We start from the raw sequence: 22,572 nt of genomic DNA, 5'->3' as shown, positions 1-22,572 counted from the left end.
GCAGGCGACTTGGGACCGGTACGTCACCTCGCGTTCACCCAACACGCCGCGGAATGTGGGTTTCCGCGAGCACGCTGCCCCCGTGAGACGCATCCTGGGAATCGCCCTGGCGGTCGTACTGATCGGCGGCGTCGTGGCCGCCGTCGTCGCGGGCCGCGGAGGTCAGGGCACGAGCAGCACGGCAACGAAGACCGTGCACGGTGTGATCGGGTCGGAGAAGGCGGAGTTCTTCGACGATCCCGACGTGGTCGAGGCCCTCGCGGCCGCCGGCTGGAAGATCGAGACGGAGACCTCCGGGTCCTGGGCGATGGACCGGCTCCCCCTGAAGGACTACGACTTCGCCTTCCCCTCCAGTCAGGCCCCGGCCGAGGAGATCCGGGCGAAGTCACCCCTGAAGACGACGCCCGTCCGACCCTTCTACTCGCCGCTGGTCGTGGTCGCGCACAGCGCCGCCGCCAAGGTCCTGGCCGACAACGGCCTGGTCCGGATGACCGGCGCCAAGTCCGGGACCCTGCTGATGGACCCGTACCTGAAGGGCGTCGCCGCCGACCGCAACTGGTCACAGCTGAAGGGCGCGCCGGCGCACGCCGAGCTCAGCGGCTCGATCTTCATCACCACCACCGACCCGTCCGCCTCCAACTCCGGCGCCCTCTACCTGGCGCTGACCTCCTTCGTCGCCGAACACCGCAAGGTCGTCTCGGACGCCGCCGGCATCGACCGCACCGCCGCCCTGCTGCACAAGCTCGTCTCCGCGCAGGGCGCCCAGCAGACCGGCACCGACGCCCCCTTCCGGGACTTCATCAGCGGCGTCGGCAACCCGCTCGTCCTCGTGTACGAGTCCCAGGTGGCCTCGCTGCTGCTGCAGAAGCAGGACGCCGGCGACCTCGTGGTCCTCTACCCCGACACCACGGTCTACAGCGACCACACCCTCGTACCGCTGACCGCCGACGGCGAAGCCCTCGGCAAGCTGCTCGGCACCGACAAGCGGCTGCGCGAGCTGGCCGTCCGCCACGGCTTCCGCCCGCAGGGCGCGCGCGCCGAGTTCACCGCGGCCACGAAGCCGTACTCCGACTACCTCAACCAGACGCTGGCCGGCATCGGCCAGGCACCTGTGCCGACCGCCGGGATCCTGCGCCAGATGGCGCAGCGGGCCCGCGGCTAGGGGGACACGACACCATGACCGAGAACACCCACATGGGCGGCCAGGGGCTGCTCGAACCGCCCTCCCCCCTGGTCCTGACCGCGCCGGAGCCGGTGGCCCCGGTCCGCAAGGAGCAGGCCGCCGGGCTCGTACCGCTGCAGGACGGCGTGCGCGACGAGATGGCCCGCCGGGCCGGCGAGTACGTCGGGTCGCTGACCGGACTCGACCCGCGCTCCCCCGAGTTCGCCGGCCGCATCGGGGAGATCGCGGGCCTGGGCGCGGGCGAGATCCGCAACGCCGCGGGCCAGTCCAACCGGATGCTCGACCGCGCCGTGCGCTCCCTCGGCAGCGGCGCCGCGGGCGGCGGCGAGGCCGCCGACGCGCAGAGCCGGGTGGCCGGCTCCCTGGTCGAGCTGCGCCGCACGGTCGAGGACCTCGACCCGCGCGAGAGCGCCGGCAAGGGACTGGGCAAGCTGCTGTCGAAGCTGCCGGGCGGGAACCGGTTCCGCGACCACGTCGCGAAGTACGCCTCCTCGCAGGCCACCCTGACGCGCATCGTCGGCGCGCTGCGCGGCGGCCAGGACGAGCTGCGCCGCGACAACGCCGCCCTGCACACCGAGCGCACCCACCTGTGGGAGACCATGGGCAAGCTCCAGGAGTACGCGGTCCTCACCGAGGCCCTGGACGCGGCGGTGGAGCAGCGCATCGCCGAGGTGGCCGCCACCGACCCGGAGCAGGCCGAGGCGCTGCGCGCGGACCTGCTCTTCCCGGTCCGACAGAAGCACCAGGACCTGCTCACCCAGCTCGCGGTGTGCGCGCAGGGGTACCTGGCGATGGACGTCGTACGGCGCAACAACGACGAGCTCATCAAGGGTGTGGAGCGGGCCGCGACCACGACGGTCTCGGCGCTGCGGATCGCCGTCATGCTCGCCAGCGCGCTGGACCACCAGAAGAAGGTCGTCGAGCAGGTCAACGCCCTGCGCGGGACCACCGAGCAGCTGATCCTGGGCAACGCGCGGATGCTGGAGTCGCAGACCGGCGAGATCCAGCGGATCGCCGCCGACCCGGCGGTGGGCGCGGAGACGCTGCGGACCGCGTTCGGGCAGATCTACGCGACGCTGGACGCGATCGACACGTACAAGGCCCGGGCGACGGAGTCGATGGCCACCACGGTCGAGTCACTGACGGTGGAACTGCAGTCGGCGACGGCGTACCTGGAGCGCAGCCGGTCGGCGGGCGTCCTGGAGGGCGGTGAGGGCCGGTGAAGCACCGCATCTCCGCGGCGCTGGCGGCCGCGGCCCTGCTGGCCGGTGGCCTCACGGCGTGCGCGGGCGGCTCGGACGCCCCCGACGGGAAGAAGACGGTCTACCAGGAGGGCACCCTGCGGGTGCTGGCCTCCTCGGAGCTCTCCGACATGCAGGGGATCCTGGACCGCGCGCGGCAGAAGACCGGCGTCACGGTGAAGTTCACCTGGAGCGGCACCCTCGACGCGGCCGAGGCGGTGGCGTCGGGGCGGGCGGACGGCGCGTACGACGCCATCTGGCTCTCCTCCAACGACTACCTGCGGCTGCGCCCCGAGACCGCCCCGAAGATCACCGCCGAGACGCCGGTGATGACCTCGCCGGTGGCCTTCGGCGTCAAGCGGGCCACGGCCGACCGGCTGGGCTGGCAGGACGGCCGGGTCACCTGGTCGCAGATCCAGCAGGCGGTCACGCGGGGCGAGCTGACGTACGGCATGACGGACCCGATCCGCTCCAACTCGGGCTTCTCCGCCCTGGTCTCGGTGGCCTCGGGGCTCTCCGGCGCGCAGGCCGCGCTGACCGACGCGGACGTGCGCAAGGCCACCCCGCCGCTGAAGGAGTTCTTCAAGGGCCAGAAGCTGACCTCGGGCTCCTCCGGCTGGCTCGCCCAGGCCTACGCCCGCGGCGGCGCGGTCGACGGGATGATCAACTACGAGTCGGTGCTGCTGTCCCTCAAGCAGGACCTGACGGTCATCCGCCCCAAGGACGGGGTCGTCACGGCCGACTACCCGCTGACGCTGCTCACCTCCGCCCCGGCGGGCGCGCGGGCGTCGATGGGCAACCTCGTCTCCTACCTCCGCTCCCCCGGGGCCCAGCAGGAGATCACCCGGCAGACGCTGCGCCGCCCGGTCGTCCCGGGCGTCCCCCTGGGCCCCGGCCTGCCCTCGGACAAGCGCCGCGAGCTGCCGTTCCCCGGCACCCGCTCCGTCGCCGACGGACTCCTGTCCTCGTACGAGAACGAACTGCGCCGCCCCTCGCGGACGGTGTACGTCCTCGACACCTCGGGCTCGATGGAGGACGACAACCGCATCGGGCGGCTGCGCGACGCGCTGACGAAGCTGACCGGCACCGGGGACTCCCCCGCCGGCCGGCGCTTCCGGGACCGCGAGGAGGTCACGCTGATGCCGTTCGGCTCGGCGGTGAAGCAGGTCCGCACGCACGTGGTCGACCCGACCCGGCCGACGGACGCGCTCTCCGCGATCCGCGAGGACGTCGACGGGCTGTCGCCCGACGGCGGGACGGCGATCTACAGCAGCCTGGAGAAGGCCTACGAGCACCTGGGCGGCGACGGGCGCGACGCCTTCACCTCCATCGTGCTGATGACGGACGGCGAGAACGGCGAGGGCGCCAAGGCGGGCGACTTCGACGCCTTCTACGAGAAGCTCCCCGCGGCCCAGCGGCGCACCCCGGTCTTCCCGATCCTCTTCGGCGACTCGGACCGGTCCGAACTCGACCACATCGCGACCCTCACCGGCGGCCGGCTCTTCGACGCCACCGACGGCAGCGGCTCGCTGGACGGCGCCTTCGAGGAGATCCGTGGCTACCAGTAGGGGCACCTCGGGCCCGCGGCCGAACCGGGCCCTGGCCTACCTCGAGTCGAAGAAGAACCTCACCGGCAGCGCCTGCGGCATCCTCGGCGTCGCCCTCACCTTCACCGGCACGGCCGGCACGTACTGGCCCCTGGTCGTCGCGGGCCTCTACGGCGCCGGCGCCCTGCTGGCCCCGCCCGAGCCGCTCCCGCTCCCCGACCTCCCGGACCCGTCCGAGCAACTGGGCACCCTCCGGGAGGACTTCACGAAGCTGCGCGACTACCTCACGTCCTCCGTCGACCTCCCGCCGGCCGCCGGCGGCAAGCTCACCGAGCTGCTGTCCCTCTACGAGGCCCTCCTGGACCCCGGCTGGGTGGCGGACCTCCTGGCCACCGACCCGGACTCGGTCCACACCCTCTCCCGCGCGGTCCGCCAGGACCTCCCCGAGTGCCTCGACGCCTACCACCGCACCCGCTGGTGGACCCGCCTCAACCCCGGCACCGAACCCCCGGAGCGCCACCTCGAACGCCAGCTCGCGGCCCTCTTCACCGAGGCCGACACCCTGGCCGCCGCCCTCCGCGCCACCGAATCCCGCCGCCAACAGACCCACACGACATACCTGGAGGACCGCGGCCGCTCCTGACGGCGCCCCGCGAGCCCGGGCGCGGAAATGCGCGGTGGCCCGCCCGGTTGTTCGTGCAACCGGACGGGCCACCGCGGTCTGGGGGCAGCGCCACGGGCGCGTCGGCGCCCGGTGTCCCGGGTCCCGGGGACAGCCGGGACCTGGGTCGGTTCCCGGGTCTCGGGGACAGCCGAGACCCGGGGTTGGTTCGCTTCGGGTCAGCCGAGGCGCTCCAGGAGGGCGTGGTACTGGTCCCACAGCTCCTTCGGCGTGTGGTCGCCGTAGGTGTTGAGGTGGTCCGGGACCAGGCCGGCCTCCTCGCGCCACACGTCCTTGTCGACGGTGAGGAGGAAGTCGAGGTCCTCGTCCGAGATGTCGAGGCCCTTCAGGTCCAGGGCGGCCTTCGTCGGCAGGACGCCGATCGGGGTCTCGACGCCCTCGGCGGTGCCGTCGAGGCGGCCGACGATCCACTTCAGGACGCGGCTGTTCTCGCCGAAGCCGGGCCACACGAACTTGCCCGCGTCGTTCTTGCGGAACCAGTTCACGTAGTAGATCTTCGGGAGCAGGGACTGGTCCCTGCCCTCGGCGACCTTGATCCAGTGGGCCATGTAGTCGCCCATGTTGTAGCCGCAGAACGGCAGCATCGCGAACGGGTCGCGGCGCAGCTCGCCCACCTTGCCCTCGGCCGCGGCGGTCTTCTCGGACGCGATGTTCGAGCCGATGAAGACGCCGTGGTTCCAGTCGAAGGACTCGGTCACCAGCGGCACGGCGGAGGCGCGGCGGCCGCCGAAGAGGATCGCGGAGATCGGGACGCCCTTGGGGTCCTCCCACTCGGGGGCGATCGTCGGGCACTGCGCGGCCGGCACGGCGAAGCGGGCGTTCGGGTGGGCGGCCGGGGCGTCGGACTCCGGGGTCCACGCGTTGCCGCGCCAGTCGATCAGCTCGGCCGGGGCCTCCTCGGTCATGCCCTCCCACCACACGTCGCCGCCGTCCGGGGTCAGCGCGACGTTGGTGAAGACGGTGTTGGCGTACATCGTCTTCATGGCGTTGGCGTTGGTGTGCTCGCCGGTGCCGGGCGCGACGCCGAAGAAGCCGGCCTCCGGGTTGATCGCGTACAGCCGGCCGTCCTCGCCGAACCGCATCCAGGCGATGTCGTCGCCGATGGTCTCCACCGTCCAGCCGGGGATGGTGGGCTCCAGCATGGCGAGGTTCGTCTTGCCGCAGGCCGACGGGAAGGCGGCGGCGACGTAGCGGGCCTCACCCTGCGGCGGCGTGAGCTTGAGGATCAGCATGTGCTCGGCCAGCCAGCCCTCGTCGCGGGCCATGACCGAGGCGATGCGCAGCGCGTAGCACTTCTTGCCGAGCAGGGCGTTGCCGCCGTAGCCCGAGCCGAAGGACCAGATCTCGCGGGTCTCCGGGAAGTGCGAGATGTACTTCGTGGTGTTGCACGGCCACGGCACGTCCTTCTCGCCCTCGGCGAGCGGCGCGCCCAGGGTGTGGACGGCCTTGACGAAGAAGCCGTCGGTGCCGAGCTCGTCGAGGACGGCCTGGCCCATGCGCGTCATGGTGCGCATCGCGACGGCGACGTACGCGGAGTCGGTGATCTCGACGCCGATCGCGGACAGCGGCGAACCGACGGGGCCCATGCAGAACGGGACGACGTACATCGTCCGGCCCTTCATCGCGCCGCGGAAGATGCCCTGCTCTCCCGCGAAGAGCTCCTTCATCTCCGCCGGGGCCTTCCAGTGGTTGGTCGGGCCGGCGTCCTCCTCCTTCTCGGAGCAGATGAAGGTGCGGTCCTCGACGCGCGCGACGTCGGAGGGGTCGGAGGCCGCGTAGTAGGAGTTGGGCCGCTTGACCGGGTCCAGCTTCTTGAACGTGCCCGCCGCCACGAGCTCCTCGCACAGGCGCTCGTACTCGGCCTCGGAGCCGTCGCACCAGACCACCCGGTCGGGCTGGGTGATAGCAGCGATCTCGTCGACCCAGGAGAGCAGCTCCTGGTGGTTGGTGGGGACGGAAACGGGAGCCGCGTTGTCGCGCGCCACGATTGCTCCTTGTTGAGGGGTTTTTTAGATGTCTGCCCCGTGGGGGCTGCGACCCGGATGCTTCACGTGGGTGCTCATCCGGTGCCGACCGCACTCATCTGATCATCCGTGGCGTGTGCGCATATGTCCAGAGGGCCTCTCACGTGAGCATCACCACTCGTGTCAATCTTCGGCAAAGGGCCCAAGGGCACGTCAAACGTCCGCCGGCCCCTTCCGCACCCACCTGAGGAACCTACGAACCCGTAGGTAGCATGGGCCGCATGACCTCAGACGTCCCGGCCGAGGCCGCCGCCGACAGCCCTGCCGGCTCGGTCGGAAAAGCCGCCGAGGCCGCCACCGACGCCGTCGCGAAAGCCGCCGCGCTGCTCCCCACCAAGCCGGTCATGCGGGGCTGGCTGCACGCCGGCATGTTCCCCGCCGTGGTCGTCGCGGGCCTGGCGCTGATGGCCTTCACCGACTCGATGCGCGCCCGCGTCGCCTGCGGCGTGTACGTACTGACCGCCTGCCTGCTCTTCGGCATCAGCGCTCTGTACCACCGGGGCACCTGGGGACCGCGCGGCGAGGCCGTGCTGCGCCGCCTCGACCACGCCAACATCTTCCTGATCATCGCGGGCACGTACACCCCGCTGACCGTCCTGCTCCTGCCGGCCTCCACCGGCCGGACGCTGCTGTGGGCGGTCTGGCTCGCGGCGGCCGCCGGCATCGCCTTCCGCGTCTTCTGGGTCGGCGCCCCCCGCTGGCTGTACACCCCCTGCTACATCGCGATGGGCTGGGCGGCGGTCTTCTTCCTGCCCGACTTCATGCGGGCCGGCGGGATCGCCGTCCTCGTGCTGGTGATCGTCGGCGGACTGCTGTACAGCGCGGGCGGGATCATCTACGGGCTCAAGCGCCCCAACCCCTCCCCCCGCCTCTTCGGCTTCCACGAGGTCTTCCACTCCCTGACCCTCGCGGCCTTCATCGCCCACTACGTGGGCATCTCCCTGGTCGCCTACTCGCACACCTGAGGGGTGTCCGGCGCACCGCCGGCCGGACACCCCCGGGCCGTCAGGACCGGATCGCGCCGAGCTCGCGCGCCAGCGCCCGGTCGTCCGCGGTCGGCGCGGAGCACACGAAGTGGCGGCACACGTACGCGGCCGGCCGCCCCTCGACGAGCGGGCGGTCGGTGAGCAGCGGGAACTCGTCCCCGTCCGGCTCCCCGAGCGCCACCACCGCGCCCGGAGCCGTCCCCAGCAGCGCCGTACGGTGCAGCCGCTCGCGCATCGGATCGTCCGCCGCACCGACGACCGCGACCTCCCGCGGCCCGTCGAGCAGCGCCTCCGCCACCGCCAGGCCCCAGCCGATGAAGCGCGGGGCCCGCGGGCCGAGGGCGTGCACCACGCCCAGCGCCCGCTCCGCCGCCGTGCGGTGCGCCTCCGAACCGGTGTGGGCGGCGTACGACAGCAGCGCCCCGGCGGCCGCGGTCCAGCCGGCCGGCGCCGCGTTGTCCGTCGGGTCCTGCGGCCGCCGGATCAGCGCCTCGGCGTCGTGCGCGGTGTCGTAGAGCGAGCCGTCCTCAGCGACGAACCGGTCCAGGACCAGGTCGCACAGGAACCCGGCGAACTCCAGCCAGACCCCCTCCCCCGTCACCGCCGCGAGCGCGAGGAAGCCCTCCGCCACGTCGCCGTAGTCCTCCAGCACGCCGGCGTTCCCGCCCACGACCCCGTCCTTGCTGGTCCGGGCCAGCCGGGCGCGCCCGGCGGCCGCGTCGAAGTGCAGCCGCACCAGCAGGTCCGCGGCCTCGGTGGCCCGGTCGACGAGGTCCGGCCGGTCGAAGTACGCCCCGCACTCGGCCAGCGCCGCGACGGCCAGCCCGTTCCAGGCCGCCACGACCTTGTCGTCCCGCCCCGGCGCCGGACGCCCGGCGCGCGCCGCCAGCAGCCGGTCCCGGATGCCCGCCAGACGCACCCCGTCCACCACCGGCCCGTCCTGCGGGAGCTGGAGCACGGAGGTGCCGTGCTCGAACGTGCCCTCCTCGGTCACCCCGAAGTACGCCATGGCCACCTCGGCGTCCTCGTCCCCGAGCACCTCCCGCAGCTGCGCCGGGCTCCAGGCGTAGTACGCCCCCTCGACGTGCCTGCCGGTGCCGTCGTCGCTGTCGGCGTCCAGCGCCGACGCGAAGCCGCCCTCGCGGGTCCGCAGTTCCCGCACCATGAAGTCGGCGGTCTCCAGCGCCACCCGCCGCGCCAGGTCCGACCCGGTGGCCCGCCACAGGTGCGCGTACACGCGGCACAGCAGCGCGTTATCGTAGAGCATCTTTTCGAAATGCGGGACCGTCCACGCCCGGTCCACCGCGTACCGGGCGAAGCCGCCGCCGAGCTGGTCGTAGATCCCGCCCCGGGCCATCGCCTCGCACGTGTCGGCGGCCATCTGCAGCGCACCCTCGGACCCGGTCCGGGCGTGGTGGCGCAGCAGGAACTCCAGCACCATCGACGGCGGGAACTTCGGCGCCCCGCCGAACCCGCCGTGCCGGTCGTCGTACTCCCGCGTCAGCCCGAGCAGCGCCTGCGCCAGCTCCTCCGGCCCCGGCACGCCGGCCTTCCCGTACTCGATCCTGCGCCCGGCCAGGTCCCGCACGATCTTCCGCGCCACCTCGGCCACCTCCGCGGGCCGGCCCACCCAGGCCGTCCGCACGCCCTCGAGCACCTGCATGAAGGACGGCATCCCGTGCCGGGGCTCCGGCGGGAAGTACGTCCCGAAGTAGAAGGGCTCCCCGTCCGCCGTCATGAACACCGTCATCGGCCACCCGCCCTGCCCGGTCGCCGCCTGCACCGCCTCCATGTACACGGAGTCCACGTCCGGTCGCTCCTCGCGGTCGACCTTGATGTTGACGAAGTGCTCGTTCATGTACGCGGCGGTGAGCTCGTCCTCGAAGCTTTCGCTCGCGAGAACATGGCACCAGTGGCACGAGCTGTACCCGACGCTGAGGAAAACCGGAACGTTCCGCCTGCGGGCTTCCTCGAACGCCGCCGGCTCCCACTCCCACCAGTCGACGGGGTTGTCCGCATGCTGAAGGAGGTATGGGGACGTGGCATGAGCGAGTCGATTGGCCATGGGCTCATCCTTGCGCACGAGGCGGAGACGGAGTCGCATGGCACGTGGCGCTGCCCGCGAATGAACCAGAGGTGCGCTCGCCGCCTCACTCCTCCCGCTCGGCAGCTTCCCCCACAAGCCAATCGAACACGAGTCGATCGAGAATCGGGCTGCGGTCGCCCCGCCGAGCTGCGGGAACCACGACGATGCCGTGGGCTCCGAGCGCAGTCTTCAACAGCATCCGCCGCTCAAGGGTGTTCGCCGCCTCCCACGCCGTCCGCAACATCTCTATCGGTGCACGGGAATCGCGGGCGATGGTCGAGCTCCAGGCGTCCACAGCGGTCTCGGCGCTCTCGATGACGGAGCGCAGCCCGTCGTGCAGTTCCTCGAAGCGTTGCTCGTCCATCTTGCCGTAGACGTAGAAGTCTTCTTCCAGCTTGCCCATCCTCTGCTGCGCGGCCGCCAGCGCGCTCTGCGCCGCCGCCCCGTTCGCCTGGCCCTCCGGATCCCCGGCCGCCAGCCACCACCCGACGATCCTGGACGCCTCGGGGTCGTCAGCCGCCAGACGTGACACGTAGCTCGTCCAGGCCAGCCCCACTTCCCGGTCGATGCGATCGGCAAGGGTGACGACACCGGTGCAGACAGCGCTCCCTCGCGTGTCCCGCACCGAGCACCGGTAGCGGCCGCCGCGATAGGTCATCGGCGCCCCGCACCGTTCAAGGTCGCCCGCACCACTCTTGTCGCGCAATCGTCCGCACCGGTAGATGCCCGTCCCCATGTGCTTCGTCTGCGGCTTACCCCTCGACCAGCGATCGTCCGTACGCGCACCGATCATCGCCTTGATCCGAAACCATTCCGCAGGGTCCACCACGCCGACCCCACACATCACGATCTCACCCGCCGCGTCCCGCAGGGGTTCTCCGAACCCGGCCCAGCTGTCCAAGAGCGCACCGTGTTCGTCGGTCCGACGCCGCCGGACGGGAACCATCGCGGCGAACAGCGGCGACTGCGCGAGCTTGCTCACGGCGGTCGGAGACCAGGTGGCACCGCTCCGTGTCCAGCGACCTTCCCGATTGAGCTGGTGCGCCGTGGCCTTCGTCGTCTTCCCGTCGAGCAGCAGGTCGGCCAGTCTGCGCGCTGTCTCGTACTCCGCCGGATGCGGTTCCACCTTGCCGCTGCCCGGCACGCTGAACAGACCGAACGGCGGTCTTCCCGTTCCACGCCGGCCCTCGGCCTTGTGCGAGTCGTGTCCCATCTTTACGCGCTTGGCGATGTCCAAGGACTCCTCTCTGGCCCGCTCGCTGAGGATGCCGAAGACCAGACGTCCGCCATTCGCGGAGTCCAACCCCTCGGACACGGACACCAGACGCGACCCGCGTCGGTCGAACTCGTCCAGCAGCCGCCCGACGGCACCCATGCCGCGCCGGTCGAAGCGATCCGCTTTCCACACCGCCAGCGTCCTGGCCTTCCCGTCCATCACGGCCTGGACGGCGCGCTCGAACTGCCGGCGCCGGACATGCGATTTGGAGGCCGAGAGCTGTTCGAACCACACGTGGCGGATCTGAAGGCCGCCCGCCCGCGCCCAGCGGACCACCTCGCGCAGGTGGCCCCGCAAGGTCGCCAGGTCCTCTCCCTTGTTGCTCCGCCGGAGGTACACGTCCACCAGCTCGTCGGGCCCGGCCAGGCACGGCTCGGAGAGCCCCATCGCCCCGAGCTCGTCCACTCCGAGCCCGAGCGAGGCCAAGACTTCATGGTCCGCACGCATGTCATCCCACCCTTCCGGTTCGCCGCGAGACTACGAAGAACCTGGATATCTGACAGCCCATTCCTGAAAGTGCCACACGATCCAGCGAACAGACTTCCTCGAGACGGCACCCGACAGCCGTGCCTACGCGTACGAGCGTGAGGCCACGAGTCCCGAAGCTCTGAAGTTGCTCAACTGGCTTCGCAATCGCAGCGGTTCCCTCGCGCCGGGGGCGATCCGGGCGGACACTTGTGCCTCCGATCTGAGCCTCTCTGACAGGGGGACGCGCATGAGGGACGGTCATCGGAGCGAAGCCGAGCGGGTGTTGGCGCAGGCGGTCGAGGAGGAGGTGCGGCGGTCCGGCGGCCGGATCGAGCAGGGGCCGCTGCTCGCGCGGGCCAAGGCGGCCCTCGACGGGATCGCGGCCGCCGCCGCGCCGGAGTACGAGGCGTACACCCGCGCGCTGGACGAGGCGGCGGACGGGGCGCGGACCCTGGGCGAGTCGTTCCGGCAGCAGGGCGCGCCGACGGCCGCCCTGGTGACGGGCGTTGCGGCGGTGGCGGCCTTCGGCGCGGACCTGGCCCTCGGCCTGGAGGCCGGGGCCGCGCTCGGCGCCGGGGCCGCGGTGGCCGTGGCGGGGGCGGCGGCGACGGTGCTGCGGGTGACGGCGGCGCACTGGCCGGCCGCGCACCGCCGGGCGGGGCGACTGGGCCAGCCGGGCGGCCCGGAACAGTTGCGGCTGCAGTGGCTCTCGGCGCTGGAGGTACGGGGCGTCCGGCCGTACCTGGAGCAGCAGCGCGCCGTCGCGGCGGCCTCCCGGGCCGCGGCCGGGCCGCTGGCCGTACCGGGCGCGCGGGCCGGGGGCGGGTCGGCGGCCGTACCGTCGGCGGGCCGGTCCGGGAGCGGGTCGGCGGGTACGGGGCGCGGGCGGGTGTCCGCGGGTGCGACGGGCCCGGGCACCGGGCCGCAGCTGCGGGGCGTGGACCGGAGTGCGGCGGCGCGGCGCAGGAACGTGCTGGCGCAGTCGTTCGGGCAGCTGTCGGAGCCGGCCGGGCCGTTCGTGGGGCGGCGGGCGGAGGTGGCCCGGATCGCGCAGTGGGTCCAGGCCGCGCGGGCGAGCACGGAGACCCGGCCGGTGGTCGTGGTGCTGCACGGCGAGCCCGGGGTGGGCCGGACGGCGCTGGCGGTGCGGGCCGCGCACCACCTGCGGGACCAGTTCCGCGGGGCGTGCGTGGTGGACCTGCGGGGCGGGGCGCTGAGCGGTGAGCGGCCGCTGCCGACGCGGGAGGCGCTGCTGCACCTGCTGAACCGGCTGGGCGCGCCGCGCGAGCAGCTCCTGTTCCGGGAGCGGGCCTCGGCGCAGGCGCAGGTGCGGCGGCTGGGCGAGCTGTACCACCAGCACCTGCGGGGGCTGCCGGTGGCGGTGGTGCTGGACGACGCGGTGGACGCGGCGCAGGTGCGGGAGCTGGTGCCGGAGCGTTCGGACTCGCTGGTGCTGGTGACGGCCCGGGAGCCGCTGGAGCTGCCGGCGGACACGCCGGCGTGGGTGTACCACCTGGAGGTGGCGCCGTTGGCGGCCGGGGACGGGGCCGAGGTGCTGCGGGAGGCGGTGGCGGCGGCGGGCACGAGCGTCTACGACGAGGAGGCGCTGGCGGCGATCCAGCGGTTCACGGCCGGGCTGCCGCTGGCACTGCGATTGACGGGGCCGCTGCTGGGGACGCACACGGCGCGCCGGTTCGAGGTGCACCTGCGCGACCGGGTGGGTTCGCTGGACGTGACGGAGCGGGCGCTGGACCTGTCGTACGCGCACCTGGCCGAGCCGGTGCGGCGGCTGCTGCGGCGGCTGTCGCTGGCCGGGCGGGCCTCGCTGGGGGCTGCGGCCGCGGCCGCGCTGGCCGAGGTGGCCGAGACGGAGGCGCTGCGGCAGCTGGCGGCGCTGGCCGGTGCGGGTCTGGTCGACCACGTGCGCGGGCAGCGGTACCGGCTGCACGACGCGGTGCGGGCGTACGCGGCGGTGAAGCTGCTGGAGGAGGAGGACCGGGAGGAGATCACGGCGGCGCACGAGCGGCTGATCCGTACGTACGCCCAGCTCGCGGACGCGGTGATCCGGATGGTCGACGGCAAGACCTCGACCCGGGCCGACGGGGTGGCCAAGGGCGCGGTGGGCGGGCACGGGTTCGTGTCGCTGGAGGGCGCGCTGCAGTGGCTGGACGACGAGTCGAGCTTCATCACGGCGGCGCTGCGGCACACGGAGGGCGTGGACCAGGGGGCGGTGCTGGACCTGTTGGGGGCGTTGTGCGACTACTGCCTGCTGCGCGGTGACCTGTACCGGTTGGGGGAGATCAACGAGCTGACCCAGGCGCTGGAGGGGGGCCCGGACGCGGACGGGACGTCGAGTTCGGGTGCCGGTGCGGGTGCGGGTGCGGGGGCCGACGGAGGTGCGGGTACCGCGCCGGTGTCGGGTTCGGTGGCGCGGCGGTCGGTGCAGTGGCGTACCGGCATCGCGGCCCGGCAGCTGGGCGAGCTGGACGTGGCGCGCACGACGCTGACCTCGGTCGTGGACTCGTACGTGGAGGCCCACAACGCGTCGGGGGCGGCCCGGGCCATGGTGTCGCTGGGCATCACGCTGCACCACCAGGGGCAGCTGGCCGAGGCGGCGACGCGGATCCGGGAGGCGCTGGCGGTGCAGACCGGTCCGGAGCTGGCGGGTGACCGGGCGTGGGCGCTGCACGCGCTGGCGTCGGTCGAGCGGGACCGGGCGCGGCTGGCGGAGGCGCTGGAGCTGCTGGAGGAGTCGCTGGCGCTGCACCGGGAGAGCGAGAGCCTGCACGGGCAGGCGTGGGCCCACTTCCAGCGCGGTCAGGTCTTCCTGCGGACCGGGGAGGTCGGGCGGGCCGAGGAGGACCTGCGACGGGCGCTGGAGCTGTACGGGCGTACGCACGACGAGCGCGGTGAGGCGTGGGCGCTGACGCAGTTGGCCCGGGCGCGGCTGGTGGCGGGGGACGCGCCGGCCGCGGTGGACGGCCTGCGGGAGGCGCTGGTGCGGCACCGGGAGGCGGAGGACGCGCGGGGCGAGGCGTGGACGCAGTACTACCTGGGGCAGGCGCTCGAGGAGCGGGGCGATCCGGACCAGGCGGTGCGGGAGCTGGAGCGGGCGCGGACGATGTTCTCGCGGATGCGGGACGTGTACGGGCTCGCCTGCGCGCGACACCACTCGGGGCGGGTCACGCGTGACATCCGGGCCGCACAGACCGGCAGTCTGCGCAATTCGGGGTTCGCGCGGCAGTTGCTGACCGACGCCCGGGCGGACTTCCGCCGGGTGGGGGTGGCGCACGGCGAGGGCTGGACGTGCCTGGAGCTGGCGGTGGTGGACGCCGGCAACGGCAAGCCGGCGTCGGCGCTCGGGCTGTGCGACGAGGCGCTGGAGCTGTTCCGCTCGTACGGGGACGCGCGGGGGGCGGACTGGGCCGCGTTCCTGCGGTGCACGTTGCTGCCGTACGTCGACGAGGTCGACGTCGCGCGGGCCGAGTTCGCGGCCCTCGCGGGGGCGGGGCACGGGGCGCGGGACGGGAAGCTGGAGGACTGCCTGGAGGCGTACGGGCTCGTCCTCGACCGGGGGGTCGACCCCGGGGAGGGGTGGCAGGGGTACCGGTTGGGGCTGATCCCCACGCGGCACTCGCGGGAGGTCATGGGCGTGCCGGTGCCGCCGGCCGCGGCGGGCTGACCCTTCCGGCGCCGGTCGCGCTCGAACCGGGGCCCCGGGCCCGACGCCCGCCCGCGTTCGGGGCAGGGCCGGGGGCGGGGCCCCGGGAGCGTCAGGCCTTGGTGGGGTTGGCCGGGTCGGTCGACGGGGCCGGGGACTCCGGGGCCTCGGTGAAGTTCACGCGGCCCATGTGCCGGTTCATGGACTTCATCAGGCCCCACGTCCCCAGGGCCAGCACAGCGAAGACGATGAAGCCCAGGATCCCGGGCGTCACCTTGTTCTTGTCGAAGGTGTCGCCCGCGAGCGGGACGAGCTGGGCCAGGGCTGCGTGAGTAGCGCTCATGTCAGGCATTGTCCCGGATGCCCGCGAAGAGGTCGTCCTCGGGGAGGGTGGTGTCCACGAGGGACTTCGCCAGCTCGTACTCCTCCGTGGGCCAGATCTCCTTCTGGAGCTCCAGCGGCACGCGGAACCAGCCGCCGTCCGGGTCGATCTGCGTGGCGTGCGCGATCAGGGCCTTGTCGCGGATCTCGAAGAAGTCGGCGCACGGGACGTGCGTGGTCAGCGTCCGCTCCTTGCGCTCGAACTCCTTCCAGCGCTCCAGCCACTCCCCGTACGGCGACTCGAGGCCGCGGGCGAGCAGGCCCTCGTGCAGGGCGACGGTGCGGGGCTTGTTGAAGCCCTGGTTGTAGTAGAGCTTCTGCGGCCGGTGGACGGGGCCGAACTCGGCCTCGGGGTACTTGTCGGTGTCGGCCGCGCCGTCGAAGGCCACCATCGTGATCTTGTGGGTCATGATGTGGTCGGGGTGCGGGTAGCCGCCGTTCTCGTCGTAGGTCGTGACGACCTGCGGCCGGAACTCGCGGATCTTGCGCACCAGGCGGCCGGCGGCCGCGTCGACGTCCTCGAGGGCGAAGCAGCCGTCGGGCAGCGGCGGCAGCGGGTCGCCCTCGGGCAGGCCGGAGTCGACGTAGCCGAGCCATTCCTGGGACACGCCCAGGATCTGGCGGGCCTCGTCCATCTCCTTGCGACGCACCTCGTGGATGTTCTCCTCGATGTACGCGTCGCCCTGGAGCTTGGGGTTGAGGATGGAGCCGCGCTCACCGCCCGTGCAGGTCACGACCAGCACGTCCACCCCCTCGGACACGTACTTGGCCATGGTCGCGGCACCCTTGCTCGACTCGTCGTCGGGGTGCGCGTGCACTGCCATCAGTCGAAGCTGCTCAGTCAAGACTCGATCCTCGCGATTCGAAGCGAAACGTTCGAAAACGTACCCTCTGTCCCCCCGCGGAACAGCGGCCTGGGGCTCATGGGAGGCACCTGCGGCCAGCTTCTATAGTGACCGAATCGGGGGACGGAAAATTCCAGGACCCCTGTAGAGAGGAACGATCATGAGCGCGGTGCGCGAGGGCCTGCCCGAGGGGCGGGGCCGCCTGCCGGAGGGCCGCTACGGCCGGACGAAGGACGAGCGCGCAGACCGGAAGCTCAAGATCGTCGGATCGGTGCTGGGCGTGGGCCTGCTGGGCCTGGTCGGCTGGATCGGCTGGGACTACGTGGCGGGCAGCGCGGTGAGCGCCGAGGTGATCAAGTTCCAGGCCTCGGACACCGAGGTCAAGGTCCACCTGGAGGTCCGCAAGGACGCCGAGGTGCGCGGGGTGTGCACCCTTTCCTCGCAGGACCGGGACCACAATGAGGTCGGCCGGAAGGATTACGTCTTCGGCCAGCGGGCAACCCGTATCGACGAGGTCGTCGTACTGAAGACGACCGGCCGGGCCTCCATGGTCGAGCTGGTCGGCTGCCAGGCCGCCACCTCGGGCTGACCTTCCGGCCGGCCGGAGCGAAACATTCCGTCCACCTCGCCTCCTCCCCCTTTTTCCCCCGAATTGTTAGGCTCGTGGTTTCGCCTGGCAGAGCTCTGGCAGAGCGAGGCGCTTTGTTATCCCAGTACCGACGAGGAGCACCTGTGACCCAGACGAGCGAGAGCGTCACCTGGCTGACCCAGGACGCCTACGACCAGCTCAGGGCCGAGCTGGAGTACCTGTCTGGTCCCGCACGCACGGAGATCGCGGCCAAGATCGCCGCCGCCCGTGAGGAGGGTGACCTGCGGGAGAACGGCGGGTACCACGCGGCCAAGGAAGAGCAGGGCAAGCAGGAGCTCCGGGTCCGCCAGCTGACGCAGCTGCTGGAGAACGCGAAGGTCGGCGAGGCGCCGTCCTCCGACGGCGTGGTGGCCCCCGGCACGGTCGTGACCATCGCCTTCGACGGCGACCCGGACGACACGATGAGCTTCCTGCTGGCCTCCCGCGAGTACGCCTCCGCGGACATCGACACCTACTCGCCCCAGTCCCCGCTGGGCCAGGGCGTGAACGGCCGTGCGATCGGCGAGGACGCCGAGTACGAGCTGCCGAACGGCAAGAAGGCCACCGTCAAGATCCTCGACGTCAAGCCGTACGCCGGCTGATCCGGCGCCGCCGCGATCGTACGAAGGCCCCCGCCCGGGACACACCGGGCGGGGGCCTTCGCCGTGCCGGCGTCAGGACGTCGCCGACCGGTACTTGCGCACCGCGAGGGTCCGGAAGACGACGACGATCAGCAGGGACCAGAGGACCGACGCGATCACCGGGTGCTGCATGGGCCAGGCCGGCGAGTCGACCACGCCCGGGTTGCCGAACAGCGTGCGGCCGGCCTGCACCGTGGCGCTGAACGGGTTCCACTCGGCCACGTGCCGGAGCCAGGGCGTCATCTGGGCGGGGTCGACGAACGCGATCGAGACGAAGGTCACCGGGAAGAGCCAGATCAGCCCGCCGGAGGTGGCCGCCTCGGGCGTGCGCACGGACAGCCCGATGAGGGCGCCGATCCAGGTGAAGGCGTACCCGAGCAGCAGGAACAGCGCGAAGGCGCCGACCACCTCGACCGCACTGGTGTGGGTGCGCCAGCCGACGAGCAGGGCGACCGCGGCCAGGACGAGCAGGGTGAGCGCGGTCTGGACGAGGTCGGCCAGGGTGCGGCCGGTGAGCACCGCCCCCCTCGCCATGGGCAGCGAGCGGAACCGGTCGATCAGACCCTTGTGCATGTCGTCGGCGATGCCGGCGCCGGCGCCCGCGGTGGCGAAGGTGACGGTCTGGGCGAAGATGCCCGCCATCAGGAACTCGCGGTAGACGGCCGGGTCGTTGCTGCCGCCCACGGTCATGGAGCCGCCGAAGACGTAGCTGAAGAGCACGACGAACATCACCGGCTGGATCAGCCCGAACACGATCATCTCGGGGATCCGCGACATCCGGATCAGGTTGCGCTTGGCGACGACGAGGGAGTCCTTGACGGACTGCACGGCGCCGCCGCGCGGCCGGGGGCCGGTGGGGGCGAGGGTGTCGGAGGCGGCGGTCATCGGACGGCCTCCTTCTTCGCGGCCCGGCGGCCCCGGGCCTGCTGCCCGTCGCCGGGCCCGCCCTCGCCGTTCTCCTCCTCGCCGCGGTCGGCCACGTGGCCGGTCAGGGAGATGAAGACGTCGTCGAGGGTGGGCCGGCGCAGGCCGATGTCGTCGATCTCGATCCCGCGGACGTCGAGTTCGCGGATGACCTCGGCGAGCAGCTTGGCGCCGCCGGTGACGGGGACGATCAGCTTGCGGGTGTGCGCCTCGACGGTGGTCTCGCCCTTGGCGAAGGCGGCGAGCACGCCGCGGGCGGTGTCGAGGGTGTCGCGCTCGTGGACGACGACCTCGACGCGTTCCCCGCCGGTCTGGGCCTTCAGCTCGTCGGAGGTGCCGCGGGCGATGACCTTGCCGTGGTCGACGACGCAGATGTCGTGGGCCAGCCGGTCGGCCTCCTCCAGGTACTGGGTGGTCAGCAGCAGGGTGGTGCCGCCGGCGACCAGTTCCTCGATGACGTCCCACAGGCCCTGGCGGTTGCGCGGGTCGAGGCCGGTGGTGGGCTCGTCCATGAACATCACCGGCGGTCGGACGACCAGGGCCGCGGCGAGGTCGAGGCGGCGGCGCATGCCGCCGGAGTAGGTCTTGGCCGTGCGGTCGGCGGCCTCGGCGAGGTTGAAGCGCTCCAGCAGCTCGCCGGCGCGGGCCTTCGCGGCCCTGGCGCTCATCTGGTAGAGCTGGCCGACCATCTGCAGGTTCTCGCGACCGGTGAGGTACTCGTCGACGGCCGCGAACTGGCCGGACAGGCCGATCGAGCGGCGGACTTCGTTGGGGTGCTTGAGGACGTCGATGCCGGCGACGACCGCCGAGCCGCTGTCCGGCTTGAGGAGGGTGGTCAGCACCCGGACGGTGGTGGTCTTCCCCGCGCCGTTGGGGCCGAGCAGGCCCAACACGGTTCCCTCGGGTACGTCGAGGTCCACTCCGTCCAGAGCCCGTACGTCGCCGAAGGTCTTCACCAGGCCTTCGGCGTAGATGGCGCCTCGCATATGGATTCTCCCAGTGCGAATCGGGCGTTTCCCAGCAAATCCTATGGTCGGCGGGTACGACCCGCCGGTCGGTGCGGCGTTCTGCCGGAAACGGTATCGCGTTATATCGCGTCGGGTGGGCGGAACGGCCGAGTCGGTACGGCCGGCTCGTGAGCCGGCCCGGCGCGGCCCGCTCGGCGGACTCGGGACGGCCCGCTCAGGACATCACCCGGTACCCCGCGGCGTGCAGGGACGCGGCCACCTCGGCGCAGTGCTCGGGACCCTTGGTCTCCAGGTGCAGCTCCACCTCCACCTCCGTGAGCCCCAGACCCGGATCGGTCCGCACGTGGCTCACGTCCAACACGTTCGCATCCACCACTGACAACACCCCCAGCAGACCGGCCAGCGCCCCCGGCCGGTCGGCCACCCGCAGCCGCAGCGACAGGTACCGCCCGGCCGCCACCATGCCGTGCCGCAGGATCCGCTGGAGCAACAACGGGTCCACGTTCCCGCCCGACAGCACCGCCACCACCGGGCCCCGGAACGCCTCGGGCTCGCTCAGCAGCGCCGCCACCGGCGCGCAACCGGCCGGCTCGACGACCAGCTTGGCCCGCTCCAGGCACAGCAGCAGGGCGCTGGACAGGGCGTCCTCGGACACCGTCCGTACGTCGTCCACCAGCTCCCGCACGATGGCGAACGGCACGTCACCCGGCCGCCCCACCTTGATGCCGTCCGCCATCGTCACCGGCTCGTCCACCGCCACCGGATGGCCCGCGACCAGCGAGGGCGGGTACGCGGCCGCGCCCTTGGCCTGCACGCCCACGACCCGGACGTCCGGACGCACCGCCTTGACCGCCACCGCGATGCCGGCCACCAGGCCCCCGCCGCCGACGCCCACCACGATCGTGCGGACCTCCGGGCACTGCTCCAGGATCTCCAGGCCGACCGTGCCCTGACCGGCGATGACGTCGCGGTGGTCGAAGGGGTGGATGAACACCGCCCCGGTGCGCTCGGCGTACTCCTGCGCGGCGGCCAGGGTCTCGTCCACGACCTGGCCGACCAGGCGCACGTCGGCCCCGTACTCCCGGGTCGCGGCCACCTTCGGCAGCGGCGCGCCGACCGGCATGAACACCGTGGAGCGCACCCCCAGGAGGGCGGAGGCGAGGGCCACGCCCTGCGCGTGGTTGCCGGCACTGGCGGCCACCACCCCGGCCGCCTTCTCCTCCGGCCGCAGCCCGGCGATGCGCACGTACGCGCCGCGCAGCTTGAAGGAGCCGGTCCGCTGGAGGTTCTCGCACTTGAGGTGCACCGGGGAGCCGACGAGCGCGGACAGGTGCCGGCTGCCCTCCATGGCCGTGACGCGCGCGACCCCGTCGAGCATCTTCTGTGCACCTCGGACGTCGTCGAGGATCAGGGAGGGGAGGGGGGCGGGCAACCGGTAGCTCATGCCGCAAGTCTCGCAGCGCGCGGAGGGTGCCGCGCAGGGCCGCCGGACCGGCCGTCTCAGGTTTCCCCAGGGCCGGTACGCCGCGCCCCCTCGCCGCGTACTCTGTCCCCCATCCTGTCGGCCCCGCATGAAGAGAGCCCCGGTTCCATGCCCCCAATCCCGCCGCCCCCGGCCCCTTCCGACCTGCCCGCCCAGGGCCAGACAGAGGCCGGGAACGAGGGCGCGAGCGAGGTCGGGCCGGAGGCCGGCAGCGGCCTGCTCGACTCCCTCCAGCACCAGGTGGCCCTGTTCGCGCGCCGCGCGGAGCAGACCCGGCTCGGCGGGGTGGGCCAGGCCCGCAACTCGATGGACCGCGCCGCGTACCTGCTGCTCAACCGGCTCGACCGGGAGGGCCCGATGGGGGTCAAGGCACTCGCCGCCGGCATGGGCATCGACTCCTCGACCGTCACCCGGCAGGTCGCGCCCCTGGTGGACAGCGGCCTGGTCAAGCGGACCTCGCACCCGGAGGACGGGCGCGCGGTCGTGCTCGCCCTGTCCCCGCGCGGACTGGCGCGGCTGGAGGACGTACGGTCCTCGCGGCGCGCGCTGATGGCCCAGGTGACGGAGGGGTGGAGCGAGGACGAGCGGGAGGCCTTCACCGCCCTGCTGACGCGGTTCAACGTGTCGCTGTCCGAGCGGATGGGCGCTCCCGGCGAGGGCGGCCCCGCCTCCTGATCGCGCGACGCCGCCGCGAGTCTTGACCGGGCGCCCGGCCTGCCCTGTCATGAGAGGGTGACAGGACGGTGGGCCGGCCAAGGCGACCGCCGGGCCCGCGAGTTCGAGGCGTTCGTCGCGGGCGCGGGCGGTCGGCTGCTGCACGTCGCGACCCTGCTCACCGCCGAACCGGACGACGACAACCCGGCCGCGCGGCGGCTGCTCGCGGACGCCCTCGCCCGGACGTACGCCGGCTGGGAGCGGGCCCGCGGCGACGATCCGTACGACCGCACGCGCGCGGAGCTGGCGCTCGCCTTCGCCCGCTCCGCCTGGCGCCACCACCGCGGACGCGGCGGAGTGCTCACGGCCCTCTCGCCGCAGGAACGCCTCGTCATCGCCCTGCGCGTGTACGAGGGCATCGCCGAGGAGCAGACGGCCGCCCTGCTGGGCCTGCCCGCGGACCGGATACGGACCCTCCTGACCCGCGCCGTCTCCGCGCTGCGCTCGCGGCCGGCGACCCCCGCGGCGGGTGCGGCGTGAGCGCGCCCGCGGGTCGCGGGAGAGGAGCGGTGCGATGAGCCTGCCCGACCGCAAGGAACTGGAGGTGCGGCGGATGCTCGAAGGACCGCACCCCGTGGTCCCCGTCGGCCTCGCGGCCCAGGCCGCCGCCCGCGGCACGCGCCTGCTGCGCCGCCGCCGCGCGCTGCGCCGGCTCGGCTGGACCCTGCTGCTGGCCGCGGCCGTCGCGTTCACGGTGTGGGCCTCGCTCACCCGGCCCTGGGTGGTACCGCCCTCGACGGTCGCACCGCCGCTCGAGGGCTGGTGACCGTACGGACCGGATCCGGTCGGGGCGAGGTACGGGCGCGGGTACGGACGGGCGCGGGTACGAGCACG

The 22,572-nt window shown here is 72.8% G+C and carries 19 protein-coding genes; 11 read left to right on the top strand and 8 right to left on the bottom strand.

The window, feature by feature from the left end; all coding sequences use genetic code 11:
• Positions 1–82 precede the first annotated feature (82 nt).
• The 4 genes from ACIQCH_RS17785 to ACIQCH_RS17770 are packed head-to-tail and all read left to right on the top strand — an operon-like array spanning position 83 to position 4,614.
• Complete coding sequence (locus ACIQCH_RS17785) at positions 83–1,162, top strand: hypothetical protein (RefSeq protein WP_402581789.1); 1,080 nt, start codon at positions 83–85, stop codon at positions 1,160–1,162.
• Positions 1,163–1,176: 14 nt separating this feature from the next.
• Positions 1,177–2,406, top strand: coding sequence for a toxic anion resistance protein (locus tag ACIQCH_RS17780; RefSeq protein ID WP_402581787.1), 1,230 nt, complete (start codon positions 1,177–1,179; stop codon positions 2,404–2,406).
• On the top strand, positions 2,403–3,992 hold the full coding sequence (locus ACIQCH_RS17775) for a substrate-binding domain-containing protein (RefSeq protein ID WP_402581785.1): 1,590 nt from the start codon (positions 2,403–2,405) through the stop codon (positions 3,990–3,992). The genes ACIQCH_RS17780 and ACIQCH_RS17775 overlap by 4 nt, the downstream gene beginning before the upstream one ends.
• Positions 3,979–4,614: a hypothetical protein gene (locus ACIQCH_RS17770; protein ID WP_402581783.1), complete on the top strand. Its 636-nt coding sequence runs from the start codon at positions 3,979–3,981 to the stop codon at positions 4,612–4,614. The genes ACIQCH_RS17775 and ACIQCH_RS17770 overlap by 14 nt, the downstream gene beginning before the upstream one ends.
• A gap of 197 nt (positions 4,615–4,811) precedes the next feature.
• Here ACIQCH_RS17770 and ACIQCH_RS17765 read toward each other — a convergent pair whose 3' ends face one another.
• Entirely contained in the window at positions 4,812–6,638 is a 1,827-nt protein-coding gene (locus ACIQCH_RS17765) for a phosphoenolpyruvate carboxykinase (GTP) (protein ID WP_402581781.1), read from the bottom strand.
• Between the two features lie 260 nt (positions 6,639–6,898).
• Between ACIQCH_RS17765 and ACIQCH_RS17760 the strand changes: the two genes are divergently transcribed.
• Positions 6,899–7,642, top strand: coding sequence for a hemolysin III family protein (locus ACIQCH_RS17760; RefSeq protein WP_402581779.1), 744 nt, complete (start codon positions 6,899–6,901; stop codon positions 7,640–7,642).
• A 40-nt stretch (positions 7,643–7,682) separates the two neighbouring features.
• Here ACIQCH_RS17760 and ACIQCH_RS17755 read toward each other — a convergent pair whose 3' ends face one another.
• Positions 7,683–9,728: a thioredoxin domain-containing protein gene (locus tag ACIQCH_RS17755; RefSeq protein ID WP_402581777.1), complete on the bottom strand. Its 2,046-nt coding sequence runs from the start codon at positions 9,726–9,728 to the stop codon at positions 7,683–7,685.
• Between the two features lie 85 nt (positions 9,729–9,813).
• Positions 9,814–11,451: a recombinase family protein gene (locus ACIQCH_RS17750; protein WP_402581775.1), complete on the bottom strand. Its 1,638-nt coding sequence runs from the start codon at positions 11,449–11,451 to the stop codon at positions 9,814–9,816.
• Between the two features lie 289 nt (positions 11,452–11,740).
• On the opposite strand from ACIQCH_RS17750, the gene ACIQCH_RS17745 reads away from it, so the two are divergent.
• A complete protein-coding gene (locus ACIQCH_RS17745) occupies positions 11,741–15,175 on the top strand; it encodes a tetratricopeptide repeat protein (RefSeq protein WP_402581773.1) in 3,435 nt (1,144 codons plus the stop codon).
• A gap of 91 nt (positions 15,176–15,266) precedes the next feature.
• On the opposite strand, the gene ACIQCH_RS17740 is transcribed toward ACIQCH_RS17745, so the two are convergent.
• Both ACIQCH_RS17740 and mca read right to left on the bottom strand, forming a co-directional pair.
• Complete coding sequence (locus ACIQCH_RS17740) at positions 15,267–15,506, bottom strand: hypothetical protein (protein ID WP_199922746.1); 240 nt, start codon at positions 15,504–15,506, stop codon at positions 15,267–15,269.
• Positions 15,499–16,380: a mycothiol conjugate amidase Mca gene (mca, locus tag ACIQCH_RS17735; protein ID WP_402581771.1), complete on the bottom strand. Its 882-nt coding sequence runs from the start codon at positions 16,378–16,380 to the stop codon at positions 15,499–15,501. The genes ACIQCH_RS17740 and mca overlap by 8 nt, the downstream gene beginning before the upstream one ends.
• A gap of 160 nt (positions 16,381–16,540) precedes the next feature.
• Here mca and ACIQCH_RS17730 point away from each other — a divergent pair, with 160 nt between their 5' ends.
• Entirely contained in the window at positions 16,541–16,969 is a 429-nt protein-coding gene (locus ACIQCH_RS17730; protein WP_402581769.1) for a DUF4307 domain-containing protein, read from the top strand.
• Between the two features lie 143 nt (positions 16,970–17,112).
• Positions 17,113–17,610, top strand: coding sequence for a transcription elongation factor GreA (greA, locus tag ACIQCH_RS17725; RefSeq protein ID WP_402581767.1), 498 nt, complete (start codon positions 17,113–17,115; stop codon positions 17,608–17,610).
• Positions 17,611–17,682: 72 nt separating this feature from the next.
• On the opposite strand, the gene ACIQCH_RS17720 is transcribed toward greA, so the two are convergent.
• From ACIQCH_RS17720 to ilvA, 3 genes are all read right to left on the bottom strand, one after another.
• Positions 17,683–18,534, bottom strand: a complete 852-nt coding sequence (locus ACIQCH_RS17720; protein ID WP_402581765.1) for an ABC transporter permease — start codon at positions 18,532–18,534, stop codon at positions 17,683–17,685.
• Positions 18,531–19,559 (bottom strand): ATP-binding cassette domain-containing protein, encoded by a 1,029-nt coding sequence (locus ACIQCH_RS17715; RefSeq protein ID WP_402581763.1) that lies wholly within the window; start codon positions 19,557–19,559, stop codon positions 18,531–18,533. The genes ACIQCH_RS17720 and ACIQCH_RS17715 overlap by 4 nt, the downstream gene beginning before the upstream one ends.
• A 196-nt stretch (positions 19,560–19,755) precedes the next feature.
• Positions 19,756–20,985, bottom strand: a complete 1,230-nt coding sequence (gene ilvA / locus ACIQCH_RS17710; RefSeq protein WP_402581761.1) for a threonine ammonia-lyase — start codon at positions 20,983–20,985, stop codon at positions 19,756–19,758.
• A gap of 183 nt (positions 20,986–21,168) precedes the next feature.
• Between ilvA and ACIQCH_RS17705 the strand changes: the two genes are divergently transcribed.
• The 3 genes from ACIQCH_RS17705 to ACIQCH_RS17695 are packed head-to-tail and all read left to right on the top strand — an operon-like array spanning position 21,169 to position 22,504.
• Positions 21,169–21,699 (top strand): MarR family winged helix-turn-helix transcriptional regulator, encoded by a 531-nt coding sequence (locus ACIQCH_RS17705; RefSeq protein WP_402581954.1) that lies wholly within the window; start codon positions 21,169–21,171, stop codon positions 21,697–21,699.
• 57 nt (positions 21,700–21,756) lie between these two features.
• Positions 21,757–22,218, top strand: a complete 462-nt coding sequence (locus ACIQCH_RS17700) for a sigma factor-like helix-turn-helix DNA-binding protein (protein WP_402581759.1) — start codon at positions 21,757–21,759, stop codon at positions 22,216–22,218.
• Positions 22,219–22,252: 34 nt separating this feature from the next.
• Entirely contained in the window at positions 22,253–22,504 is a 252-nt protein-coding gene (locus tag ACIQCH_RS17695; protein ID WP_030202070.1) for a hypothetical protein, read from the top strand.
• The last annotated feature ends 68 nt before the right edge of the window (positions 22,505–22,572 follow it).

Origin of the sequence: Streptomyces sp. NPDC093225, from assembly GCF_044753805.1 — a bacterium.
In the GTDB taxonomy this organism is placed as follows: Bacteria; Actinomycetota; Actinomycetes; order Streptomycetales; family Streptomycetaceae; genus Streptomyces.
This window is presented reverse-complemented; position numbering and strand designations above follow the sequence as displayed.